We start from the raw sequence: 21,790 nt of genomic DNA, 5'->3' as shown, positions 1-21,790 counted from the left end.
CACCCCTTCGGGTCACCTGCGCACGGATCCGTTTCATCGCAGCTCAGCAGGCGTGTCGCGGGCACGACGGCCCGCCCGGGCCTGCGCCGGCAGGCGTAGCGCCCGGTGCGCGAGAGGCGCGCGTCCCGGCAGGCGTCCAGGAGCGGGCGCGCGTCCGTTCCTGGATCTCGCCGGCCCGTGCCGACGGGAACCGGACACCCGGCGCACACCTGTTCCGCCGGAGGGCCGTCAGGCAGTAAGATCCCGAAGCCGTTCGAACGCTCCGCGAGGCCGGGGCAGGGCCGGCACCCCGGCCCCCAGGGCCCGGGACCGGAGCCGGCGCGCCTCTCGCGCCCGTCGGCCCCAGTACGGACCGGCTCATCTTCAGCGCCCGGATCCGGGCATCGGGCCGGCCCATGGAGAGCCGGGGTGTGCGTCATCCATGCCGGACGGCTGGACCACCACCCGCCGGGCACTCGATCCACCCCGCACGCCGCACAGCCGGCAGCGCAGGGCTCACCCGGAGATCTCCGCAGGGCCCCGCACGCCCGCGAACCCGTGGAGAGCGCACCACCGCACCACCCGGAAACACCACACCGCCCACCCGCAAGGGACCACCACGACCATCCTGGAGGACAGCACTTTGGACAGGACTCTGGACACCGCTACGGGCAGCGCCTCGGACAGCACACCCGACGGCACTTCCGACGGCGCCGCCGACCGCAGCACCGTGAACTCCGCCGCTGCCGCGGCCTTCCCGCGCCAGTTCGCCCGCACCCGCCGCTTCTCGCTCGGCGTGCCGCGCCACCTCACGGTCTCCCCCGACGGCCGTCGCGTGCTCTTCGTCCGTACGGGCTCCGGCACCGACCCGGTGGGCCGGCTCTGGCAGTACGAGGACGGCGAGGAAAGGCTGTTGGCCGACCCGGCGCTCCTGGTGGGGGCCGGCTCCGAGGCGGTCCCCGAGGAGGAGCGACTGCGCCGGGAGCGGGCCCGTGAGCGGTCGGTGGGCGTGGTGTCGTACGCGACCGATGCCGCCGTCCGGCTCGCCGCGTTCGCGCTCTCCGGCGCCCTGTGGGCGGTACGCACGGACGACGGCGCACCGTTCCCGGTCCCGGCGGCCGGGCCGGTGGTCGACCCCCGCCCGTCCCCCGACGGGCGGCACATCGCGTATGTGACCGGCCGGTGCCTCCATGTCGTCGACGTGACCGGCGGCGACCGGCAACTGGCCCGCGCGGAGTCGCCGGACGTCTCCTACGGACTGCCCGAATACGTGGCGGCCGAGTCCATGCACCGGATGCGCGGCCACTGGTGGGCACCGGACAGCCGTCGCCTGCTGGTGGCCAGGGTCGACACCGGCCGCGTGGCACGGCGTTACCTCGCCGATCCCGCGGATCCCGCGAAGCCGCCCCGGGTCATCGCGTATCCGGCGGCCGGAACCCCGAACGCGGAGGTCGGCGCGTACCTGGTCGCACTGGACGGCGAGCGGGTGGAAGTGGCGTGGGACCGCACCGCGTACGAGTACCTCGTCGACGCCGGCTGGGACGCGCACGGGCCGTTCCTCGCCGTACAGAGCCGCGACCAGCGCACCCTGCGGACGCTCGCGGTCGACCCGGTGACCGGGGCCACCGAGGTCCGGCACGAGCGGACCGATCCGGCGTGGGTGGAGCTGGTGCCGGGCACTCCGGCCCGTACCGCCTCCGGCGCGCTGGTGGTCCCGGAGGACGCGGGCGACACCCGGTATCTGACCGTGGGCGGGCGGCGGGTCACGCCGGAGGGGCTCCAGCTGTGCGAGGTCCTCGGGGTCGAGGGCGAGTCGGTGCTCTTCACGGCGAGCGAGGACCCGTTGGAGACCCATGTGTGGCGCCATGAACCGGAGCACGGGAACCAGCGGCTGAGCCGGGGCCCCGGCAGGTACTCGGGCGTGGCCCGGGGCGGCACCGTCGTCCTGGCGGGCAGCACACCGGGCGGGGAGGAGGTCAGCGTCGTACGGGAGCCCGGAGCGGCGCCGGCCGGAGGCGCGGCCGGCGGCTCCTCGGACGGAAGCGCGCCCACGGACGTCCCGGACGGCGGCGGCTCGTCGCACGCCCCGGGCGAGGGTACTGCCGACGGTGTCGCCGAAGGGAGCGGTGCGCACGCCGTCATCGCCTCGTTCGCCGAGGAGCCGGTGATCGCGCCACGACCGCGCCATCTCACGCTCGGCGCACGGCAGTTGCGCGGCACCTTGTTCCTCCCGTCGTGGCACCGGGAGGGCGCGGAGAAGCTGCCGGTGCTGGTCGATCCTTACGGCGGGCCGGGGATGCAGAAGGTGGGGCGGACCCGCGACTGGTTCGTCTGCGTGTCGCAGTGGTTCGCCGAGCAGGGCTTCGCGGTACTGGCCGTCGACGGGCGTGGCACGCCGGGCCGGGGCCCCGCCTGGGAGAAGACCATTCACGGCGATCAGCTCACCCCCGCGCTGGAGGACCAGGTGGACGCCCTCCACGCGGCCGCGGCGCACTGCGGTGACCTGGACCTCACGCGGGTCGGGATCCGCGGCTGGTCGTTCGGCGGATACCTGGCGGCGGGCGCGGTGCTGCACCACCCGGACGTCTTCCACGCGGCGGTCGCCGGCGCCCCGCCCACCGACATGCGGCTGTACGACTCCCACTGGAAGGAGCGGTATCTCGGCCACCCGGACCAGTACCCGGAGAACTACGCGCGCTCCTCGCTGGCCGGCCGGGGCCATCTGCTGCGGCGCCCGTTGCTGCTGGTCCACGGGCTCGCCGACGACAACGTCGCGGTCGCGCACACCCTGCGCTTCTCGGCGGAGCTGCTGGCCGCCGGCCGGCCGCACAGTGTGCTGCCGCTGTCCGGCGCCACCCACGCACCGGCCGACGCGGTCAACGAGCAACTCCTGTACGCCCAGCGGGACTTTCTGCTCGACGCCCTGAGGAGGAGCGCGGACGAGGGCTGACCGGTTGCCTCCGCTCCACCGGTGGGGCGCGCTTTTGTCCAAACGCAACACCTCCGCACGGAACCCGGCCGGCATTGAACACGCCCGGCCGCGCTCGCGTATGGCCCGTTGCAACGTCCATGGACGACGACAGCGCGCACCGAAGGCACCAGGAACCGGAGGCACACCATGGCTCGACAGGCAGCATCGGCGCGGACGGACACCGAGCAGCGGACGGACACCGCGGCACGCACGCAGACCGCGGCACGGACGCAGGCCGATGCGACGACGGCGGCCGGGGCGACGACAGCGCCCGAGTCGACGGCGGTGGAGCGGCCGGCGATGGCCTCGGTGCCCGGGGGGCGCGGGGCCTGCCGCCGGGCCGTCGTCGCGGCCGTCGGCGCGGCCGGGCTGACCGCCGCGCTCGCGGCCTGCGGCGGCATGTCGGACGCCGGCGGTTCCGGGGCGAAGAACGCGGAGGGCGGCGGCTCGCAGGACGCGGGCGGGAGCGGAGGCGGGGGCCAGGCCGGTGGCGGCGCGGGTGGCACGCTGGCCAAGACCTCGGAGATCCCGCAGGGCGGCGGCAAGATCTTCAAGGCCGAGAAGGTCGTGGTCACCCAGCCGAAGGAGGGCGAGATCAAGGCGTTCTCCGCGGTCTGCCCCCACGCCGGCTGCGTCGTCAACGAGGTCTCCGGCGGCACCATCAACTGCCCGTGCCACGGCAGCAAGTTCGACATCACCGACGGCAGCGTGAAGCACGGCCCCGCCACCAAGGCGCTGGAGCCCGCCAAGGTGAACGTCAAGGGCGGCTCGGTCACCCTCGGCTGACCGAGGAGGAGGCCCGCCGGGAAGTGGCGGGCCTCCCCGGGACGTCGGTCAGCCCAACGGGCACCAGGAGTGGTCAGCCGCCTCGCAGGGCCTGCGGATCGGTCATGCCCGCGGGGCAGGCCAGGGCATCGACGTCCCAGTCCGCGAGGAGTGCCGCGGACCGATAGACGGTTTCGTAGAAGTCGAGGACCGTGTCCCGGGCGTTCTCCGTGGCCCGGGCATCGTCGTAATCCAGGAGGGCCAGGTGACTTCCTCGTAGCTCGGCCCAGCGTGCGGCCTCGGGGCGCAGCGGCTGGGCGGCGAGTCCGTCAGGCTCCGGTGCCGCGTAGGAATAGAAGGTCGGCCGGGGAAACGCGTCGTCGCCGAACCAGAAGCCCGCACTGATGACTTCTCGGGAGTACGCCTCGCGGGTCACCGGGTCGACGTGCGCGGGCTGCTCCACGGTTCGGCTGCCGAAACGGGTGACGGCCAGGTCGAAGGTGTGCCAGAAGTGATGCACCGGGCTGATCTTTCCGGAGAAGCCGGCGGAGAACTCCTCCAGGACCAGGCTGACCTGGCTCAGCACCTGCCAGTAGCGGTTGACCCAGAACGGGTCGTAGGCGGCGTGTTCGGTGTCCTCGGCGAAGTGCCGTTTGCCGTCGGGCAGGTCGAACGGGTGGGGGCGCTCGATGGCGGCTGCCACGCCGACCGCGCGCAAGGCCGCCAGGGCGTTGTCGTAGAACGACGCGACGGACTGCCCGAGGAGTGAGAACGACGCCGTGCGCCCGTCCAGGGCGCGTGCGATCAGCAGGTGCTCGACGAAGTCGAAGTCGATCGTGAAGATCGGGTTTCCGTCGACCAGGCCCATCGGACGGGTCGTGATGCCGCAGCCCGTGACGTGGTACGGAACGTTCCACCAGTGGTTGCGCCGGGGGCTGCTCGCCAGCCGGATCTTGCCGATGACCTGGGCGAAGCGGTGCAGCGTCTCCTTGGAATCCTTCCACTGCGACAGCGGAATCGGGGGAAAGATCTCCATGGAGCCTCACTCCTCACGCCCGGGGACTGCGGCCGCGACCTACCCCCCGACCTCCGAGGCTAAGGGCCCACGGGCGTTCCCGCACGTCGGAGGCCCGCTCCCCGGCTGCCAGTCGACGTACCAGTGCTTCGATGTCCTCATTCATGCGCCGGCCACCAGCCGAGGAGATCAAGGAGTTCCCATGACGTCGGACAACAGCTCCCCGGCCGGTCCGCGGGCGGTGCCCACGACTCCGCAGGAGGCCCTGGAGTGGGTGCGCAGCCGGTTCGGCCCGCCGCGCAACACCGACGGAAGCCCCGCCCCGCTGCAGGTGCTGGAATTCGATCTGGGCTATCTCGTGTACGCGACGTACGCGACGCAGGTGGCGCCCGTCGACGCGAACGGCCGGCCGCTCCCGGCGCCGCCCGGCGGCAGCAGCCTCGTCGTCGCGAAGGACACCGGCACGGTGTCCACGCTGCCCAACTACCCACCGCAGCAGGCCATCGCCCTCTACCGGAAGCAGCAGCACCGGCGCGGCGCCTCCGAGGGCTGACGAGCGAGCTGGCGAAGCGGCCGAGGGTCAGGACGGTCGGCGTAGCCCTGCGATGAGGAGCTCGACCAGCCGGCGTGCGTCGTAGCGGGGGTCGCCGTCCGCGCCGATGCAGAGGTTCCCGACGCCGCGCATGAGCTCGTAGGCCGCCAGGTCGGACCGAATCTCGCCGGCATCCGCTGCGGCGTCGAGCAGCTGGGCGCACACGGGCACGAGGCGGTCGAGGAAGTAGGCGTGCAGCGTCTCGAAGCCGGTGTTGTCGGACTGCAGCACGGCGGCGAGTCCGTGCTTGGTGACGAGGAAATCAACGAAGAGGTCGATCCATCGCCCCAGTGCGGCGTACGGAGTCGCGCTGGTCGCCAGCAGGGTCGGCCCGGCCTCGGCGCAGGCGTCGACCTGGTGGCGGTAGACGGCGATGATGAGATCCGCTCGCGTCGGGAAGTGGCGGTAGATCGTGCCCATCCCGACACCGGCCTTGGCGGCGATGTCGCGTACCGGCGCTTCCACGCCTGACGTGACGAACACCGCGGCCGCCGCGTCGAGCAGCGTCTCCTCGTTCCGCCGCGCGTCCGTCCGCTTGGGCCGGGCTGCGCGCCCCGCGCCCTCGCCCCTGTCGTTCACCGCGCCACTCCTCCCGCCGTGCAACCGCCGTGGAACCGCCGTCGAAGCGCCCTCGCCTCGCCATCGCCTCGCCAAAAAGGAGCACTGCCCCGTACGGCAAACCGGAGCAAAGTTCCACTTTCTTCATGATGCCAGAGCAGAGGCCCGGCGACCACACCACGCATTGTCCGCCGACGTGCCCGGCCTGCCCGCCGCCAGGTGCCGATTACCGATACGGCTCCCGCTTTCGGCAGGATGGGCGCCATGACCGAGATCCGCACCCCCCGCCTCCTGCTCCGCCGCTGGGACGACGACGACCTTGTGCCCATGGCGGACATCAACGGGGACCCACGGGTCATGCGCTGGATCGACGACGGCTCGGTGCGCGACCTGGACCAGACGGCAGAGGACATCGAGCGGTGGGAGGAGGAGTGGGACGAGGAGGGCTTCGGCCTCTTCGCCGTCGAGCTGCTGGCCTCCGGCGAACTGGCCGGCTTCGTGGGGCTGTCCGTGCCCGAGTTCCTGCCGGAGGTGCTGCCCGCCGTGGCGATCAGCTGGCGGCTGGGCTCCCAGTTCTGGGGCCAGGGATACGGTTCCGAAGCCGCCCAGGCCACGCTGGAGTTCGCGCTCCAGGACCGTGGCCTCGACCGCGTCATCAGCATCAGCCGGCTCGGCGACGAGGCTTCCGAGAACGTCATCCGCAAGCTCGGCATGGCGCCGGACCGCGAAACGGCACACCCGGTGTACGGCTTTCCCCTGTGCGTGCACGCCATCGACCTCACCGAGTTCCAGGCGTGAAGCGGTCGAGCCCCCGGCTCGGCTGCGACGCCGGTCAGCGGGCCCTGCACGAGCCCGAACCCCGTCTCGTGCACGGCCGCTGCCCGTAAATCCCGCGCTGCGCGACTGCCTCCCCGCCCGCCATGCACTCCGGGACTTGAGTCTCCCGCAGGGGGAGACAGGAAGGTCGGTGCATGGACGGCGGCACCCTTTACTCGATCGGCGAACTGGCCCGGCGCACCGGGCTGACAGTCAAGACGATCCGGTTCTACTCCGATCGCGGCATCGTGGCGCCTGCCGACCGGACCCACGCCGGATACCGGCGCTACGCACCGGACGCGGTCGCTCGCCTTGCCCTCGTGCGGACGCTGCGAGAACTGGGGCTCGGCCTCGACATGATCCGGCGGGTCGTGGACCAGGAACTCACGCTCAGCGACGTCGCCGCGGAGCACGCCGTCGCACTGGACGTGCAGATCAGCGTCCTGCGTCTGCGACGGGCGGTGCTGACGGCCGCAGCCACGCGCGAGCCCACGCCGAAGGAGATGGCACTCATGCACCAGCTGGCCACCCTGTCCGCCGCCGAACGCCGGCGCCTGATCGAAGGATTCCTCGACGCCGTCTTCGCAGGGCTTCCCGGCGGCGGCCGGCATGCCGCAGTCCGGCGCTCCATGACCCCCGAACTCCCCGCCACCCCCACAGACGAGCAGGTCAGGGCGTGGATGGAACTGGCCGAACTGTCCCTGGACCCGGATTTCCGCGCCGGCGTGCGGCGCCTTGCCGAAGACCATGCGGCCGGCCTGCCCGACGGCGCACCCACGCCACCGCGGCCGGACCTGGTCGCCGCCGCCCGTGAGCTCGTCGGACCAGCCGTGGCGTCCGGCATCAGCCCGGATTCGCCCCAGGCCGATCCCGTCGTCGCGGCACTCGCCGCGCGGTGTGCGCTGGTCCACGACCGCCCCGACGACGCCGAGCTGCGCCGGTGGATGCTGCACCGTCTGGAAGCCGCGAGCGATCCGCGTAGGGACCGGTACCTCCAGCTGCTCGCGCTGATCAACGACTGGCCCGCACCGGAACGCCTGGCCCCGGTACTCGACTGGTCCGTCACCGCTCTGCGGCTGCGGGCGGCTCGGTGACGCACCCACCGCGCACCGGCCGGCCACACCCCCGGAGCCGGCGACACGGGGCGGACCGTGGTTCGCTCAGCGGCCGCGGCGGGGGCGCTTCCAGCTGGTCAGGACGTCCTCGGTGGTGGTGACGGTGGCGACCAGGGCGAGCGTGTTGCGGACCATGGCGGGGGTGTAGTCGGCCGGCACCCCGGCGATGGCGTCCGCCGGGACCACGGCCGTATAGCCGAGGTTGACCGCGTCGAACACGGCGTTGGGGATCGCCACATTCGCCGACACCCCGGTGACGACCAGCGTCCGGCACCCGAAATTGCGCAGCAGTGCGTCCACGTCGGTGCCGGCGATCGGGGAGAGGCCGTGCAGCCTCCGCACCACCAGGTCGGCCCGCGACACCGGTATCGGATCGGCGATACGCACCGCCGTCGACCCGGTGATCTGCTGGACGGGTAGCCGTTCGGCGGCCTTGAAGAGCCGGGCGTTGCGGCTGGCGCCCCGGCCGTCGGGCCGGCGTTCGGCGACCGCGTGCAGCACCTGGACGCCGGCGTCGTGGGCGGCCGCCACCAGGCGGGCGATGTTCGTCAGGGCTCCCGAGGCGCGTGCCACCGCCGCGAGTTCGGGCAGCGCGCTGTCGGGTCCGACCACGCCGCGCTGGCACTCGACGGTGAGCAGCACCGTCGAGGCCGGGTCCAGTTGCTCAGCAAGCCGTGCGGCGTCCGGTGGCATGGCGGTTCCCCTCTGGCGATCCGTTGCGGAGACCGACCCCGGCGGGCCCGACCCTTGTCCGGCGGCCCCGGTCGGTCACCGGGCCCGCCATGGTGCGGTCCCGTGCGAGGCGGGCGAGAGTACCGGGCATTGCGTACACCAGGAAGAGCGCTCATGCTTTCTGACGCCCAGTCAGTTCGGGTGGATCGTCGGACACGGTGACGGTCGGACACGGTGGCGACAGGCAGCGGAGGCGATGACGGATGGCCGACACACAGCGGCGCGGACGCCGGATCATGATGGAACAGGGCGAGCTGGACGCGTTCCTCGCCGAGCAGCGCACCTGCCGGGTGGCGACGGTCGGCGGCGACGGCGCGCCGCACGTCGGGGCGCTGTGGTTCACGTGGGACGGCACGGCGCTCTGGCTTTATTCGATCACCCGCAGCAAGCGGTGGGCCCAGCTCCGCAAGGACCCGCGGATCGCGGTGGTGGTCGACGACGGCCATGCGTACGACGAGCTGCGCGGGGCCGAGCTCACCGGCCGTGCGGAGTTCGTCGGTGAGGTGCCGCGGACCGGTGAACCGTGTGCCGAACTGGACGCCCCGGAGGCCCGGTTCGCCCGGAAGTACTTCGGCATGTCCGCGATGCCGCACGACGGCCGGCACGCCTGGCTGCGACTCACACCGGAATCGATCGCGTCCTGGGACTTCCGCAAGATCCCGGGCTGAGGGCCGGTGGGCGGGCTCGCGGGTTGAGGGGCCCGTGGCGCGGGCCCGGGCTGAGGGGCCGGCGCGCGGGATCCCGGGGTGACGGGCAGGGGTGCGGGCGCCCACGCCGTGCGGTGATCGCATTGTCAGTGGTCTCTGCCAAAGTGGGGTGGGTAGCCCGCTCCGCGCCGGGCAGGGTGCGGAGGCGGGCCCACCCGGCCGCTTCGGGCCGGACGCCGACGAGGACGAAGGAGAACCGGTGGACGTGCTCTTCCCCGCACTGCGCGACGCATCCCCCGCCCCCGCGCTGCGCTTCGGCGACCGCGCACTGAGCTATCGCCAACTGGCGTCGGTGGCGGGTGCGCTCGCCGAGCGGATCGCCGGCCGGACCCGGATCGCGGTCTGGGCGACGCCGACGCTGGAGACCTCGGTCGGCGTGGTGGCCGCGCTGCTCGCCGGGGTGGCCGCCGTCCCGGTGAACCCGAAGATCGGCGAGAGCGAGCTGGCGCACATCGTGGCGGACAGCGCGCCCTCGCTCGTCCTGGCCGAGCCGGGCGCCGACCTGCCGGGCCCGCTCGCGGCGCTGTCACGCATCGACATCGAGGTCGCCGACTCACCCGACGAGGCCACGCCCGCGCCGCTGCCCCCGGAGCCGGGCGACGAGGCCCCGGCCCTGATCGTCTACACCTCCGGTACGACCGGCCCGCCCAAGGGCGTCGTCCTCCCCCGCCGTGCCCTGGCCCACACCCTGGACGCCCTGCAGGACGCCTGGCAGTGGACCGCCGACGACGTCCTCGTGCACGCCCTGCCGCTGTTCCACGTCCACGGCCTGATCCTCGGCGTCCTCGGCCCGCTGCGGCGCGGCGGCAGCGTGCACCACCTGGGGCGTTTCAGCACCGAGGCGGTCGCCCGGGAGCTGTCGGCGGACGGCACGATGCTGTTCGGTGTGCCGACGATGTACCACCGGCTGGCCGCGGAGGCCGGCCGCGATCCCGTGCTGGCCAAGGCGCTCGCCCGGGCCCGGCTGCTGGTCTCCGGCTCGGCCGCCCTGCCGCTGACCGATCACGAGCGGATCGCGGCGGCCTCCGGGCGCCGGGTGATCGAGCGCTACGGCATGACCGAGACGCTGATGAACACCAGCGTGCGGGCGGACGGCCCGGACGCGGCGGGCACGGTCGGGGTGCCGCTGCCGGGGGTGTACGTCCGGCTGGTCGACGAGGCCGGCCGGCCCATCGAGGGCAATGACGGCGAGACGGTCGGTGAGATCCAGGTGCGCGGCCCGAATCTCTTCGTGGAGTACCTCAACCGTCCCGAAGCCACCGCCGCCGCGTTCGACGGCGGCTGGTTCCGTACGGGCGACATGGCGACCCGCGATGCCGCCGGCAACTACCGCATCGTCGGCCGGAAGGCCACCGACCTGATCAAGAGCGGCGGGTACAAGATCGGCGCGGGCGAGATCGAGAACGCGCTGCTGGCGCACCCCGGAGTGGCCGAGGCAGCCGTCACCGGCGTCCCGGACGAGGATCTCGGCGAGCGGATCGTCGCCTGGGTGGTACCGGAGAGCGGCCCGGAGGCCGGGCCGCCGCCGTCCGCGCAAGAACTGGCCGACCACGTCGCCCGCCAGCTCGCGCCGCACAAACGCCCCCGCACCGTGCACTTCCTGGACGCGCTGCCGCGCAACGACATGGGCAAGATCATGAAGCGAGAGCTCCGTGCATGAGGGCGGCGGCCTGCCCTGCACCCGACTGACCGCCCGCCAGGCCCTGGCAGCGGTCACGGACACGTACCGCGAGCTGCCGGAACCGCCAGGCGGGTTCGCCCCCGCTGCCTCGGGGCCGCCGCCGAAGGCACCACCGGGCACCTCTCCGGAGCCGCCTTCGACAGCACCACCGGACTCGCCCGAGGCAGGGCTGTCCGCGGGTGCGGCGGGGCCCGACGGTCCGCTGGGCTGGCGCGGCTACGACGAGGCGCGGGCCCGGGCCCGCGCGCGGACCGGCGAGGACGAGTCGGTGGTGGCCGCACTGGCCGTGATCGGCGGCACCGAAGCCGTCGTGCTCTCCTTCGAGTTCCGGTATCTGGGCGGCTCCCTGGGCGAACGCACCGGCGACCGGCTGGAGGCCGCCTACACCGAGGCCCGGGAGCGGGGACTGCCGGTCGTCTCGCTGATCGCCACCGGCGGCAGCCGCATGCAGGAGGGGATGCGCGCACTGACCCAACTCCAGCGGGTGGCCCGGCAGTCCGCACTGAACCGTGCCGCGGGGCTGCCGCAGATCGCGGTGCTCCGGGATCCGACGACGGGTGGCGGGTGGGCCACGCTCGGCGCGGCCGCCGATGTGATCCTCGCGCTCCCGGGGGCCCAGATCGGCTTCGCCGGCTCGCGGGTACGCCCGCCCGACGCCGATCCGCACGCCTACTCCGCCGAAGGACAGCTGGCATCCGGGCAGATCGACGCCGTGGTCCCGGCCGACCGGCTGCGCGGCACGCTCCAGCGGTGGCTGCGGCTGCTCTGCCCTCCCGGCGGATCCGCCGGCCGCGACGTCGAGCCGGCGCCCCCGCCGAAGGCGCTCGGCGCGCCCGGGTTGCCGGAGTCCGGCTGGCAGGCGGTGCTGCGCGCCCGCGAGGCCCGGCGGCCGCACGCCGAGGCGTATCTGGAGGCGTACTTCGACGACCGCGAGGAGATCAGCGGCGATCGCTGCGGTGGCGTCGACCTTGGCATACGCTGCGGCTTCGGCCGGCGGGACGGCCGGACGATCGCCTTCGCCGCTCAGTGCGGTACGGCCACCCGCCCGGCCGGATTCCGTACCGCCGCCCGACTCGTCCGACTCGCGGACCGCCTCGGCATCCCGGTCCTCACGCTCGTGGACACCCCGGGGGCCGCGAACGACGCGGCGGCCGAGCGGGCCGGCGCCGGTGCGGCGATCGCCGACTGCTTCGCGGCGCTCGCCACCGCCCGGGTCCCGGTGACGTCCCTGCTCATCGGCGAGGGCGGGTCGGGCGGCGCGCTGGCCTTGGCCGCGCCCGGCCGGCTCTGGGCGACACCGGACAGCTACTTCTCGGTGATCGCTCCCGAACTGGCCGCCGCCATCCTCAAGCGCGACGAACGACAGATCCACGACACCGCCGACCAACTCCACATCCGGCCACAGGACTTGCTGGAGCTGGACGTCATCCGCGGCATCGTCCCGCCCACCTGACCGGGGCTCGCTAGCCCGTCCCCCCGGGGATGAGTGGAGACGCATGGGCTCATCCACTGGGGCCTGGGCTGGGAGCCCGTCAAATGGCCGGGGTGGGGACTCCGTCCCGCGGCCGGGTGCTGGTAGGCCGGGAGCCACAGGAGGCCCCGGGAGGCTTGTCCTCTCGGGGGGCGATGCCGCGGCGACGCAGATACGCGTGGACGGCTCGGGGCGAATTCGCCTGGATCAGACGATCTGCGACGTCACCAACCAGGCACCACCTCGGACGTGTCACGAGGCGCGCGGCAGCGCGAGCCAGTCCTGCCAGGTGATGTCGCGGCCCAGATATCGGGGCTGCTGGAAGGGCCAGTCGGCGGCGATCCACTGCGGCACCAGGGCGTCGAGCGCGCGCTCCGCCTCGCTGCCGACGAGGTCGTCCACCACCCACCAGGAGACCTCTCCGTCGGAGCCGGTGCGCTCGGGCGGGTCGATGTAGACGCAGCCGAGGAGCGCCGTCTCCTCCTCGTCCAGCAGCGCGTAGTTGAACGACTGGTGTGCGGCTATCTCCTTCTCGTGCCGCAGCAGGTCGATGCGGTCCTCTTCATAAGTCATCGTCTCCTGGGGCCAAGCCCAGGCCGGGCCGAAGATCTCCCACAGGCGCTCTCGGGAGCCCATCACGGCGGGGTAGTCGAGCGCGGTGTCCGACTCCCGGATCGGCCGCAGATGAAGCGCGGTGTGGGGAACGGGCACGTGGACGGGGTGGACGAAGTCGTCAGGCAGCCAACTCATAAGGGCCGAGGCTACAACCAGCCGGCGCGGGGTGATCCAGGCAGCGCGTGCGCCAAGGCGGACGACCACCGGACTTCGTCAAGACCACCCACACGCAGCGCAATACCGTCGAACGCAGACCGGCCCCTGGGAGCAGCGCCCCGCTTGCGGCGCCCCCTCAGCAGCCCTCGACGCGCGCTCACCCGCCGTACGCAGCGCACCCACCGCCGCGCGGATCGAGGGCCTGCGGTCCGCGTCCGCGCGCCAGATGGCGTACACATGGCGACGCATCGTATGGCGTACGGGCACCACGCTCACCCCCTCCGGCACCGGCCCGCGGCCCAGGCGCGGCGCCACCGCCACCCCCAACCCGGCAGCGATCAGGGCGAGTTGGGTGCCGTGTTCCTCCGCCATGTGCGCGACGCGCGGTTCGATGCCCCTGCTGCGGAGCGTGAACATCAGCCATTCGTTGCAGAACTCCCCTTGCGGCCAGGAGATCCACTCGTCGTCCGCGAACTCCTCCAGCTCCACGGACCGCCGGCCGGCCAGTGGATGCGTGGACGGCATCGCCACATCCGCGGGGTCGTCCAGCAGCGGGGCCTTGGCCAGGCCCTCGGGCAGCGACAGCGGCCGGTTGTACCAGTCCAGGACCACCGCCAGGTCGATGTCGCCGCGCACCACACCCCGCACCGACTCGTCCGGCTCCATCTCGGTCAGACCCGCGCGCAGCTGGGGGTGCTCGACGCGCAGTGCGGCGAGCGCGGGCGGCAGGAGGCCGCGCGCCGCGGTGGGGAATGCGCCCAGCCGCAGCTCACCCACGGCTTGGCCGCGATGCGCCTCCAGCTCGGCCTGGGCCAGCTCGACCTGGGACAGGATGCGCACCGCGTGCTCGGCGAGCAGCCGTCCGGCGTCGGTCAGCCGCACCCCGCGCCCGTTCTTCGCCAGCAGCTGCTGCCCGGTCTCCCGTTCCAGCTTGGCGATCTGCTGCGAGACGGCCGAGGTCGTCACATGCAGTCCGTCCGCCGCCGCACTCACCGAGCCGTGGCGGGCCACCGCGCTCAGCGTCCGCAGGCGATCCAAGTTCAACATGTAAGCAATGCTAAGCGATACCTCCCACGAAATCTCGCTTGTGCTACGAAGTTGCAGACCGCATCGTTGACGTCATGAGCACCGCCACCGGCGCCCCGAACGCCTCCGCCGCCCCTGCGCCCTCCGCTGCACCAGCGCCCCTCTCCACCCCTGCCACCACGGCGGCTGATGCGGCCACGCCGGCCTCCCCCGGCACCGGCGGCGGATTCGCACGCCGCTCCCGCGCCCTCGGCTGGCGGCTCCGCTTCGCCGTTCTCTCCCTGATCTGGGGGTTCAGCTTCCTCTTCATCAAGGTGGGCACCCAGGGCTTCGCGCCGCTTCAGGTCACGCTCGGCCGGGTCACGTTCGGTGCACTGGTGCTGATGGTCATCCTCCTGGTCAAGCGCGAGCGGCTCCCCCGCTCCGCCCGCACCTGGGGGCACCTCGCGGTGGCCGCGTTCTTCCTCAACGCGCTGCCGTTCTCCCTCTTCGCCTACTCGGAGCTGACCATCCCCTCCACGCTGGCCGGCATCTGCAACGCCACTTCCCCGCTGTGGGGCATGGTCCTGTCGGTCGTCGCGCTCTCGGAGGACCGGCCCACCCGACGCCGGGTGGCGGGCCTCGGCATCGGCTTTCTGGGCGTACTCACCGTGCTGGGTGCCTGGCAGGGCTTCGCCGGCACGGACCTGACCGGCACCGCGATGGCGCTCGGCGCGTCGCTCAGCTACCCCATCGGCTGGATCTACGTCCGGCGCACCCTGGCCGGCACGTCGCACTCCCACCTCGCGATGTCCAGCACCCAGCTGCTGCTGGCGGCCGCCCAACTCGCCGTCGTCACCCCGCTGTTCACGACCGCCCCGACCGGCCTGCCGCTGATCCCGCTGCTCGCCGTCTTCGCCCTCGGCGCTCTCGGCACCGGCTTCGCCTTCCTCCTCCAGTACGGACTGGTCGCCGAGGTCGGACCCACGACGGCCCAGATGGTCACCTACTTCGTCCCCGTGATCGCCACCGCCGCCGGAGTCGCCCTCCTGGACGAGTACCTGAGCTGGAACACCCCGCTCGGCGCCCTGATCATCCTGGCCGGCGCCGCCCTCACCCAAAGCCGTCCTCGCCCGACGACCGCGCCCAGCCCCACGACCATCCCCAGCTCGGCGGCTCAACGCAGGTAAGCGGCCCCGCGCACGTAGGCGACCGAACGACGCTGCCCGACCAACCGGACCCGGCCCGGCGCCACGGGACTCACCCTCCACCTCCCGATCCACCTCCCGCCGAGCGCCCCAGCCTCTGGGCCCGGAACGGGGTCACCGTCGCCGGGCGCTCACCCAGGGGCGCTCGGCGATCGGGGCCCGGTGGCGCCGGGCCCGGCTCCCCTCGCGCCGGAACGGCACCGCGCTACCGGCCGCCCGGCCCACCTCCGACCACACCAACCCCGCCGGACCGCCGGACCGCCGGACCGACCAGCCATATCCTCGGTCGGGTTGGGGCCGGGGGCTTTGGCACCCGTCCCCGCCCCCCGGGGCCCCACGCCATCAACGCGCACGGCCGAAGCCGGAGCCCCCCGCCAACCTCGCCACCGCCCGCCCCACTCATTCCCCACCTCACTCGTACCTCCGCACCTCCCCCCTCCCCACCGCCGCGGCAACGGCGTCGGCGACCGGGGTGATGTCGTGGTCGGTAAGGCCGGAGACGGTGATGCGGATGCCGGGTGGGGACTGAAGTCGGAAGCGGGCGCCGGGAGCCACCGCCCAGCCGGAGTGCAGGAGCCGGGCCACCGCGCCGGTCTCGTCGGGGACCGGCACCCAGACGTTCATGCCGCTGCGGCCCCGCGCACGCACCCCCCGCTCGTCCAAAGCGTGTATGAGCGCGTCCCGTCGTCGGCCGTACGCTCCGGCCACCGCCGTCGGGTCGATGGCGGAGGTGCGCCACAGATGCAGCACCGTGTCCTGGAGCAGATGACTGACCCAGCCGGGGCCCAGGCCCTGTCTGCCCCGCACCCGGTCCACCGTGACGGCGTCGCCGGTGAGCACCGCGAGGCGCAGGTCCGGGCCGTACGCCTTGGCCGTCGAGCGCACCAGGGCCCAGTGGTCGGTGACGCCGGACAGTGGGTGGAGCGGGAGATCCACGATGCCGTGACCGTGGTCGTCCTCGATGAGGAGTACGCCGGAGTGGTCGGCCAGCAGGCCGCGGAGTTCACCGGCCCGGGCACGGCTGACGGCGGCACCGGTGGGGTTCTGCGCCCGGTCGGTGATGACAGCGGCACGGGCACCGCCGTCGAGGGCGCGCGCCAACTGCTCGGGCAGGGGGCCCTCGTCGTCCACCCCCACCGGTACGGGACGGAGGCCGAGCGCCGGGATGAGATCGAGCAGGCTGCCCCAGCCCGGGTCCTCCACCGCCACGGTGTCGCCGGGCCGCAGATGGGCGGAGAGCACCCGCTCTATGGCGTCGAGCGAACCGCTGGTGACGGCGACGGGCCCCTCGGTGACGCCGTCAGCGGCGAGGGCCGAGCGGGCCAGCGCCGCCAGGTCCTCGTCGACGGCCGGCGTGCCGTAGAGCGCCGGGCGCCGGGCGCTGCGCGCCGCCGCCTCGGCCAGTGCCCGCTCCAGCGGGGGCAGCAAAGCGGGGTCGGGGTTGCCGTCGGAGGCATCGCGGACTCCCGGCGGGACCTCCACCCGCAGCGCCTCGCGCGGGGTGCTCGCGGGGCGGGAGCGGACGCGGCTGCCGCGCCGGCCCGCGGTTTCGATCACCCCACGGTCGCGCAGCGTGCGGTAGGCGGACGCGACCGTATTGGGATTGACCTCCAGATAGACGGCCAACTCCCGCAGCGGTGGCAGGACTTCGCCTGGTTGGAGCTCGCCCGCACCGATGGCTCGCTCGACACTGGCGGCAATCTCCGATGCGCGCCGCCCTTCGATCCGATACTCTCCTAGCACAAACGTAATTATGCACTAGTGCAATGGAGATCGCAATGGCCCGAGCCGAGTCGTACGTCCCGACCGACCGGACTACCCCGACCCGCTCCCGCGACCGCGCCGCGTACGACCACGAGACGGTGCACGGCATCCTCGACGCGGGCTATCTCTGCCATCTCGGCTTCGTCCGCGACGGCTCCCCCGTCGTGCTGCCGACGCTCTACGGCCGGGTCGGCGACCGCCTTTACCTGCACGGTTCGACGGGATCCCGGCCGCTGCGGATGGCCGGCCAGGCACCGGACCCCGGCCTCGACGTCTGCGTCACGGTCACTCATGTCGACGGTCTGGTCCTGGCACGGTCCGCCTTCCACCACTCCATCAACTACCGCTCCGTCGTGGTGCACGGCACCGCGTACCAGGTCATCGACGAGGAGGAGAAGTCGGCCGCGCTCGACGCGCTGGTCGATCACGTGCTGCCCGGGCGCGCCGCGGACTCCCGGCCCGGCAACGTCAAGGAGCTGGCCGCCACCGCCGTGATCCGCCTCGATCTGCGCGAGGTCTCCGCCAAGATCCGTACCGGCGGCCCCCACGACGAGCCCGAGGACCTCGCGCTGCCGTACTGGAGCGGCGTCCTGCCCGTGGCACCCGTGTACGGCGCGCCCATACCGTCCGACGACCTCGCGCCCGGCATCCCCGCGCCGGCGTACCTCCCCACCCGTTGAGGAGCCACCGTGCTGATCCACCCCTGGGACGCCCCCGCCGACGATGCCGAGTGGCAACGCTGGCTCGCGGCGCATGACTTCGGGCAGCTGGCGGCCAACGGGTCACCGGGCGAACCGCCGCTGGTGCAGCCCCTGCACTTCGCCTACGACCCGGCGCGCCGCGAGGCCGTCACCCACCTCGCCCGCCCGAACCCCTTGTGGGCGGCGCTGGAGGACCGGCCCACGGTCCTGCTGAGCGTGGTCGACGACTACACCTTCATCCCCGGCCCCTGGCAGGCGGCCGACGACCAGCCGCCCGAGCACGGCGTCCCCACCAGCTTCTACGCCGCGGTCCAGCTGACCTGCACCGCCCATGTCGTGGACGACCCGGAGGCCAAGGCGGCGCTGCTGCGGCGGCAGATGGGCCACTTCCAGCCCGAGGGCGGTTCGGCTCCGGTCACCGCGGGCGAGGCCCCGTACGGGCGGCTGCTGGCCGGCATCCGCGGCCTGCGCCTCGAAGTGCGCGACGTGCGCGCCAAGTTCAAGTACGGGGGCAAGCGGAGCGAAGCGGTGCAGCAGCGTGTCTCGGCGCGCCTCGCCGAGCGGAGCGGCCCCGGGGACGCGGCGGCCCGCGAGCATCAGCAGCGGCGCCTGTCAGCGGCCGCCGGCACCGCGGAGACCCCCGCCTCCTGACGGGGACCGGGCCCGGCGGACCTCACCGCCCGGGCCGGTGGAACGGCTGCCCGGCCGGTGCGAACCGGCCGGGCGCCCGTCCTCAGCCCGTCGCCGGAGCCGCGGACCGCGCGGCCGCCACCGCTCCGCGCGCCTCCGTCACCGCCAGCGCGGCAACGGCCGTCAGCAGCACCCCGGTTCCGGCCGCCGTCGCCATCGTGAGCTGCTCCCCCAGGAACAGCACCGCGATGACCGCGGCCGACACCGGCTCGATCAGTGAGACCACCGACGCGGTCGCGGCCCGGACGGCCGTCAGCCCCGCGAAGTACAGCCCGTAGGCCAGCGCCGTCGGCACCGCCGCGATGTAGCCCATCAGCCAGAGGCTGCGGCCCAGGTCGTGCGCCTGCGGCCACAATCCCTCCACCGCCGCGAGCGGCAGCAGGCACAGCGCGGCGACCGCGAAGGCACTGCTCGTCGAGGCGTACGGATCGCTGTCGCCGCCCCTGCCGAGCCGCCGGGTGATCAGCGTCATCGCGGCGCAGCCGGCCGCGGACAGCAGGGCGTAACCGATGCCGGCCGGACGCACGGTCGCGGCACCGTCCGCCCCGAGGACCAGGACCGCCAACCCGGCCAGCGCCCCGGCGACGGCAAGGACACCGCCCACGCCGAGGCGTTCGCCCATGGTGACGCGCGCCCCGATGGCGATGAGGACGGGCCCCGCCCCCATGGTGACGACGGTGCCGACGGCCAGCCCGGTGGTGGCGACGGCGGCGAAGTAGGCGGCCTGGAAGACCGCGAGCGCGACACCGGTCACCACGACGCGGAGGACGCGCCGCCGCCACGGCTCGTACGGGGCGGGTGCGGCCCGGCCGCCGGACCGGCGGCGCAGCAGCGTCCGGAGGGCGAGCAGGAGAACCAGCCCGCCGAAGGTGCGCCAGAAGGTGAGGGCGATCGGACCCAGCCCGCTGCCCCGGTAGAGGAGGGCGGCGGCGGCACCCGCGGTGCCCCAGGCGGTCGCGGCGAAGGTCACGTAGAGCAGACCCCGGCCCACGGGCAGGGCGGAGGAAGGAGTGGCATGCATGAGAGAAGTGCTCCGGGAGATCCGGCACGGCGCGGGGCGCCGTGGAAAGGTCGCGTGGTCCCGTGTGCAGGCAGCGACGATCAGCTCGGGAACTTGCCCGAGCCGGGATGTCCTCGGAGGCCGCCGCCCGCCCTACGCGGCGGGAGGGGGCAGCACGGTCGAATGCATGATCGCCACCCTACGGCCCGGCCTCACCGGCCACAAGGCATTACCGCAGGTGGCCGGTGGTCCTGTCGGGCACCGGGGGCGCGGCGCCGTCGGGAGCGTCAGCATCGGCGGCGCCACCCGACAGGCCGGGGGCCGCGGCCTCGCCGGTGACCGCCCCGGCCCCCGCGACCACCACCGTCTCCGTCGCCGCCGGCTTGGCGGACTGGGCGATGAAGGCGCCGACCAGCACCACCGCGCCGCCCACGATCTGCGGCGCGGAGAGGTGCTCACCGAGGAGCACCCAGGCCAGCACGGTCGCGATGACCGCCTCCAGACAGGCCACCACTCCGGCCACCTGGGGAGAGAGCCGGCGGATCGAGACCACCCCGGTGAGGTAGGCGGCCACCGTGGAGACCAGCACGATCCAGACGAGCAGTGCGACGGCGGGCACTTGGGTGCCGTTCATGTCCGCACCGCCGTCGAGCACCGACCAGTTCATCTCCCACGGGCGGGCGATCACGGTGAGGACGACGGCGCCGATGAGCAGGCCGTAGGCGATCACGCCGAGCGGGTCCGCGGCGTCCTCGTCGTCGGTGCCGTGGTCGGAGAGCACGAAGTAGCCCACCTGGCAGCAGGCCGCGCCGAGCGCCAGCGCCAGGCCGACGGTGTCGAAGCTCAGCCCGGACCAGACCTCGACGACGCACGCGAGGCCACCGACGGCCAGCACGACGCCGACCGCGGCGGCGCGGCTGACCGGCCGTTTCTGCACGAAGCGGACCCAGCCCAGGACGAGGGCGGGGGCCAGGTATTCGATGAGCAGCGCGACGCCGACCGGGATGCGGGAGAGCGCCGCGAAGTAACACGCCTGTACGCCGGCGACGGCGAGCAGCCCGAAGCCGGCGAGCAGACCGGGCCGGCGGCGCGGCAGCGCGCGGTGCCGCCAGGCCAGGGGCAGCATCACCAGCGCGGCGCCGACGACCCGTAGCCAGGTGACGTGGAGCGGTTCGAGACCGGCGGCTATCAGTGGCTTGGCGGCCACGCCGGAGCCGCCGAAGGCCACCGCGGACAGCAGGGCGATCGCCAGGCCGGCACCGCGTCCCCGCCGCGCGCCGGTGCGGCCCGGCGTGGGGGCGGACGACGGCCGGCGCTCCGCCCAGGACCCTGGGGTTGCCTGGCCCGGGCCGGTCGAGGGACCTGCCGGGCCTCCGGAAGACGCGTGCATCGGGTCATCATGACAGCCGCCGTCAGCAGTGCCACCCCCGAGACCCCTGTCAGTCCTGGCCGGGGCTCTCCCCGTCCAGTCGGGCGGCTAGCCGGGCGGTGTCGACACAGGCCCGGCGCAGCACTTCCACGGCCCGGGATTCGGGGTCGTCCACCAGCGCGGCGAGGAGATCGAGGCAGCCGGCCCGGGTGGCGTAGCGGGCGTGCGCGCGGTCGAGTGCGCCGTCCATGGCCGCGGCCGCGGCCGGTGACCAGCCGGGGACCCCGCCCTCGGTGACCGCGGGGACCGCCCCGGAGTCCTCCACCGTGCCGTGCCACTGGAGTCCGTAGCCGATGCTGCGCTGGACGAGGTAGCCGAGCAGCCGCGCGACCTGCGGTCCGCCGTCGAAGGCGGCGCGTACGGCGGGGTCCGATTCCAGGAGGCCGTGCAGCAGGTGCGCGGTGTCGACCTGGCGGTCGCCGTCCCGGGTGGCCCGCCTGCGGGCGGCGGAGACCACCGATGCGAGCTCCACGGTGAGCTGGGTGTCGAGGTCCTCCTGGGCGGGTCCGTCGCCGCCACTGTACGCAGTACGGTTTTGCACAGCCTCCACCCCACCAGTCCCTGGGCGTCCGGGCATCCCCGCCGGGAAGCATTTGCGCATCCGACGCTGGTTGGGGACGACCGCATGGGATCTCATCCTTACGGAGGAGATCCCACGCAGAAGATAGGGGGGAACCGTGAAGGCCGGACATTCCGGGCGCGGTTCCGACGAGACACCGCGACGATCTGACACCCCATCAGAATACGGCGCCTTCGGTATTGAACCTTCACCCCCGCACGGCTAGGTTCCGCGCACCAGCCAGCACCGTCACCGAAGGGG

Annotated in this window: 20 protein-coding genes; 11 read left to right on the top strand and 9 right to left on the bottom strand. The window is 73.5% G+C overall.

Going from position 1 to position 21,790, the window contains the following annotated elements; genetic code table 11:
• Nucleotides 1-709: 709 nt before the first annotated feature.
• Together OO62_RS18305 and OO62_RS18300 are read left to right on the top strand one after the other, a co-directional pair.
• The gene (locus OO62_RS18305) at nucleotides 710-2,929 is read left to right on the top strand and encodes a S9 family peptidase (RefSeq protein ID WP_033268613.1); all 2,220 of its coding nucleotides are present in this window, start codon (nucleotides 710-712) and stop codon (nucleotides 2,927-2,929) included.
• 168 nt (nucleotides 2,930-3,097) lie between these two features.
• Entirely contained in the window at nucleotides 3,098-3,736 is a 639-nt protein-coding gene (locus OO62_RS18300; protein ID WP_318533614.1) for a Rieske (2Fe-2S) protein, read from the top strand.
• 73 nt (nucleotides 3,737-3,809) lie between these two features.
• Here the strand turns inward: OO62_RS18300 and OO62_RS18295 are convergent, their stop codons facing one another.
• Nucleotides 3,810-4,751, bottom strand: coding sequence for a DUF5996 family protein (locus OO62_RS18295; RefSeq protein ID WP_033268527.1), 942 nt, complete (start codon nucleotides 4,749-4,751; stop codon nucleotides 3,810-3,812).
• A gap of 181 nt (nucleotides 4,752-4,932) precedes the next feature.
• Between OO62_RS18295 and OO62_RS18290 the strand changes: the two genes are divergently transcribed.
• Nucleotides 4,933-5,283, top strand: a complete 351-nt coding sequence (locus tag OO62_RS18290; protein ID WP_033268526.1) for a hypothetical protein — start codon at nucleotides 4,933-4,935, stop codon at nucleotides 5,281-5,283.
• Between the two features lie 27 nt (nucleotides 5,284-5,310).
• Here the strand turns inward: OO62_RS18290 and OO62_RS18285 are convergent, their stop codons facing one another.
• A complete protein-coding gene (locus OO62_RS18285) occupies nucleotides 5,311-5,901 on the bottom strand; it encodes a TetR/AcrR family transcriptional regulator (RefSeq protein WP_033268525.1) in 591 nt (196 codons plus the stop codon).
• Between the two features lie 243 nt (nucleotides 5,902-6,144).
• On the opposite strand from OO62_RS18285, the gene OO62_RS18280 reads away from it, so the two are divergent.
• Complete coding sequence (locus OO62_RS18280) at nucleotides 6,145-6,678, top strand: GNAT family N-acetyltransferase (RefSeq protein ID WP_033268524.1); 534 nt, start codon at nucleotides 6,145-6,147, stop codon at nucleotides 6,676-6,678.
• A 173-nt stretch (nucleotides 6,679-6,851) separates the two neighbouring features.
• The gene (locus OO62_RS18275) at nucleotides 6,852-7,790 is read left to right on the top strand and encodes a MerR family transcriptional regulator (protein WP_033268523.1); all 939 of its coding nucleotides are present in this window, start codon (nucleotides 6,852-6,854) and stop codon (nucleotides 7,788-7,790) included.
• Between the two features lie 66 nt (nucleotides 7,791-7,856).
• Here the strand turns inward: OO62_RS18275 and OO62_RS18270 are convergent, their stop codons facing one another.
• The gene (locus OO62_RS18270) at nucleotides 7,857-8,504 is read right to left on the bottom strand and encodes a cysteine hydrolase family protein (RefSeq protein WP_033268522.1); all 648 of its coding nucleotides are present in this window, start codon (nucleotides 8,502-8,504) and stop codon (nucleotides 7,857-7,859) included.
• 242 nt (nucleotides 8,505-8,746) lie between these two features.
• Here OO62_RS18270 and OO62_RS18265 point away from each other — a divergent pair, with 242 nt between their 5' ends.
• From OO62_RS18265 to OO62_RS18255, 3 genes are all read left to right on the top strand, one after another.
• Nucleotides 8,747-9,211 (top strand): pyridoxamine 5'-phosphate oxidase family protein, encoded by a 465-nt coding sequence (locus OO62_RS18265; protein ID WP_033268521.1) that lies wholly within the window; start codon nucleotides 8,747-8,749, stop codon nucleotides 9,209-9,211.
• A 238-nt stretch (nucleotides 9,212-9,449) separates the two neighbouring features.
• Nucleotides 9,450-10,910 (top strand): acyl-CoA synthetase, encoded by a 1,461-nt coding sequence (locus OO62_RS18260; RefSeq protein WP_033268520.1) that lies wholly within the window; start codon nucleotides 9,450-9,452, stop codon nucleotides 10,908-10,910.
• Nucleotides 10,903-12,384 carry a carboxyl transferase domain-containing protein gene (locus OO62_RS18255; protein ID WP_398742314.1) on the top strand — a complete coding sequence of 494 codons (1,482 nt, stop codon included), beginning with the start codon at nucleotides 10,903-10,905 and terminating at the stop codon, nucleotides 12,382-12,384. The genes OO62_RS18260 and OO62_RS18255 overlap by 8 nt, the downstream gene beginning before the upstream one ends.
• A 270-nt stretch (nucleotides 12,385-12,654) precedes the next feature.
• Here the strand turns inward: OO62_RS18255 and OO62_RS18250 are convergent, their stop codons facing one another.
• Nucleotides 12,655-13,152 carry a GNAT family N-acetyltransferase gene (locus OO62_RS18250; protein WP_033268519.1) on the bottom strand — a complete coding sequence of 166 codons (498 nt, stop codon included), beginning with the start codon at nucleotides 13,150-13,152 and terminating at the stop codon, nucleotides 12,655-12,657.
• A 78-nt stretch (nucleotides 13,153-13,230) separates the two neighbouring features.
• Complete coding sequence (locus OO62_RS18245) at nucleotides 13,231-14,220, bottom strand: LysR family transcriptional regulator (RefSeq protein WP_228332389.1); 990 nt, start codon at nucleotides 14,218-14,220, stop codon at nucleotides 13,231-13,233.
• 38 nt (nucleotides 14,221-14,258) lie between these two features.
• Between OO62_RS18245 and OO62_RS18240 the strand changes: the two genes are divergently transcribed.
• On the top strand, nucleotides 14,259-15,368 hold the full coding sequence (locus tag OO62_RS18240) for a DMT family transporter (RefSeq protein WP_051733394.1): 1,110 nt from the start codon (nucleotides 14,259-14,261) through the stop codon (nucleotides 15,366-15,368).
• 429 nt (nucleotides 15,369-15,797) lie between these two features.
• On the opposite strand, the gene OO62_RS18235 is transcribed toward OO62_RS18240, so the two are convergent.
• Nucleotides 15,798-17,129, bottom strand: coding sequence for an aminotransferase class I/II-fold pyridoxal phosphate-dependent enzyme (locus OO62_RS18235; RefSeq protein ID WP_051733392.1), 1,332 nt, complete (start codon nucleotides 17,127-17,129; stop codon nucleotides 15,798-15,800).
• 23 nt (nucleotides 17,130-17,152) lie between these two features.
• Here OO62_RS18235 and OO62_RS18230 point away from each other — a divergent pair, with 23 nt between their 5' ends.
• Complete coding sequence (locus tag OO62_RS18230; RefSeq protein ID WP_033268518.1) at nucleotides 17,153-17,830, top strand: pyridoxamine 5'-phosphate oxidase family protein; 678 nt, start codon at nucleotides 17,153-17,155, stop codon at nucleotides 17,828-17,830.
• 9 nt (nucleotides 17,831-17,839) lie between these two features.
• Nucleotides 17,840-18,502 carry an FMN-binding negative transcriptional regulator gene (locus OO62_RS18225; RefSeq protein ID WP_033268517.1) on the top strand — a complete coding sequence of 221 codons (663 nt, stop codon included), beginning with the start codon at nucleotides 17,840-17,842 and terminating at the stop codon, nucleotides 18,500-18,502.
• 82 nt (nucleotides 18,503-18,584) lie between these two features.
• On the opposite strand, the gene OO62_RS18220 is transcribed toward OO62_RS18225, so the two are convergent.
• The 3 genes from OO62_RS18220 to OO62_RS18210 all read right to left on the bottom strand — a co-directional run bounded on the left by OO62_RS18220 (nucleotide 18,585) and on the right by OO62_RS18210 (nucleotide 21,511).
• On the bottom strand, nucleotides 18,585-19,562 hold the full coding sequence (locus OO62_RS18220) for a DMT family transporter (protein WP_033268516.1): 978 nt from the start codon (nucleotides 19,560-19,562) through the stop codon (nucleotides 18,585-18,587).
• A gap of 208 nt (nucleotides 19,563-19,770) precedes the next feature.
• On the bottom strand, nucleotides 19,771-20,931 hold the full coding sequence (locus OO62_RS18215) for an EamA family transporter (RefSeq protein WP_078617234.1): 1,161 nt from the start codon (nucleotides 20,929-20,931) through the stop codon (nucleotides 19,771-19,773).
• Nucleotides 20,932-20,980: 49 nt separating this feature from the next.
• Entirely contained in the window at nucleotides 20,981-21,511 is a 531-nt protein-coding gene (locus OO62_RS18210; RefSeq protein WP_033268515.1) for a Clp protease N-terminal domain-containing protein, read from the bottom strand.
• Between the last annotated feature and the right edge of the window lie 279 nt (nucleotides 21,512-21,790).

Source organism: Streptomyces lydicus, from assembly GCF_000717345.1.
GTDB classification, from domain to species: domain Bacteria; phylum Actinomycetota; class Actinomycetes; order Streptomycetales; family Streptomycetaceae; genus Streptomyces; species Streptomyces lydicus.
The sequence above is the reverse complement of the archived record's forward strand: the minus strand, read 5'-3'. Positions and strand labels throughout refer to the sequence as shown.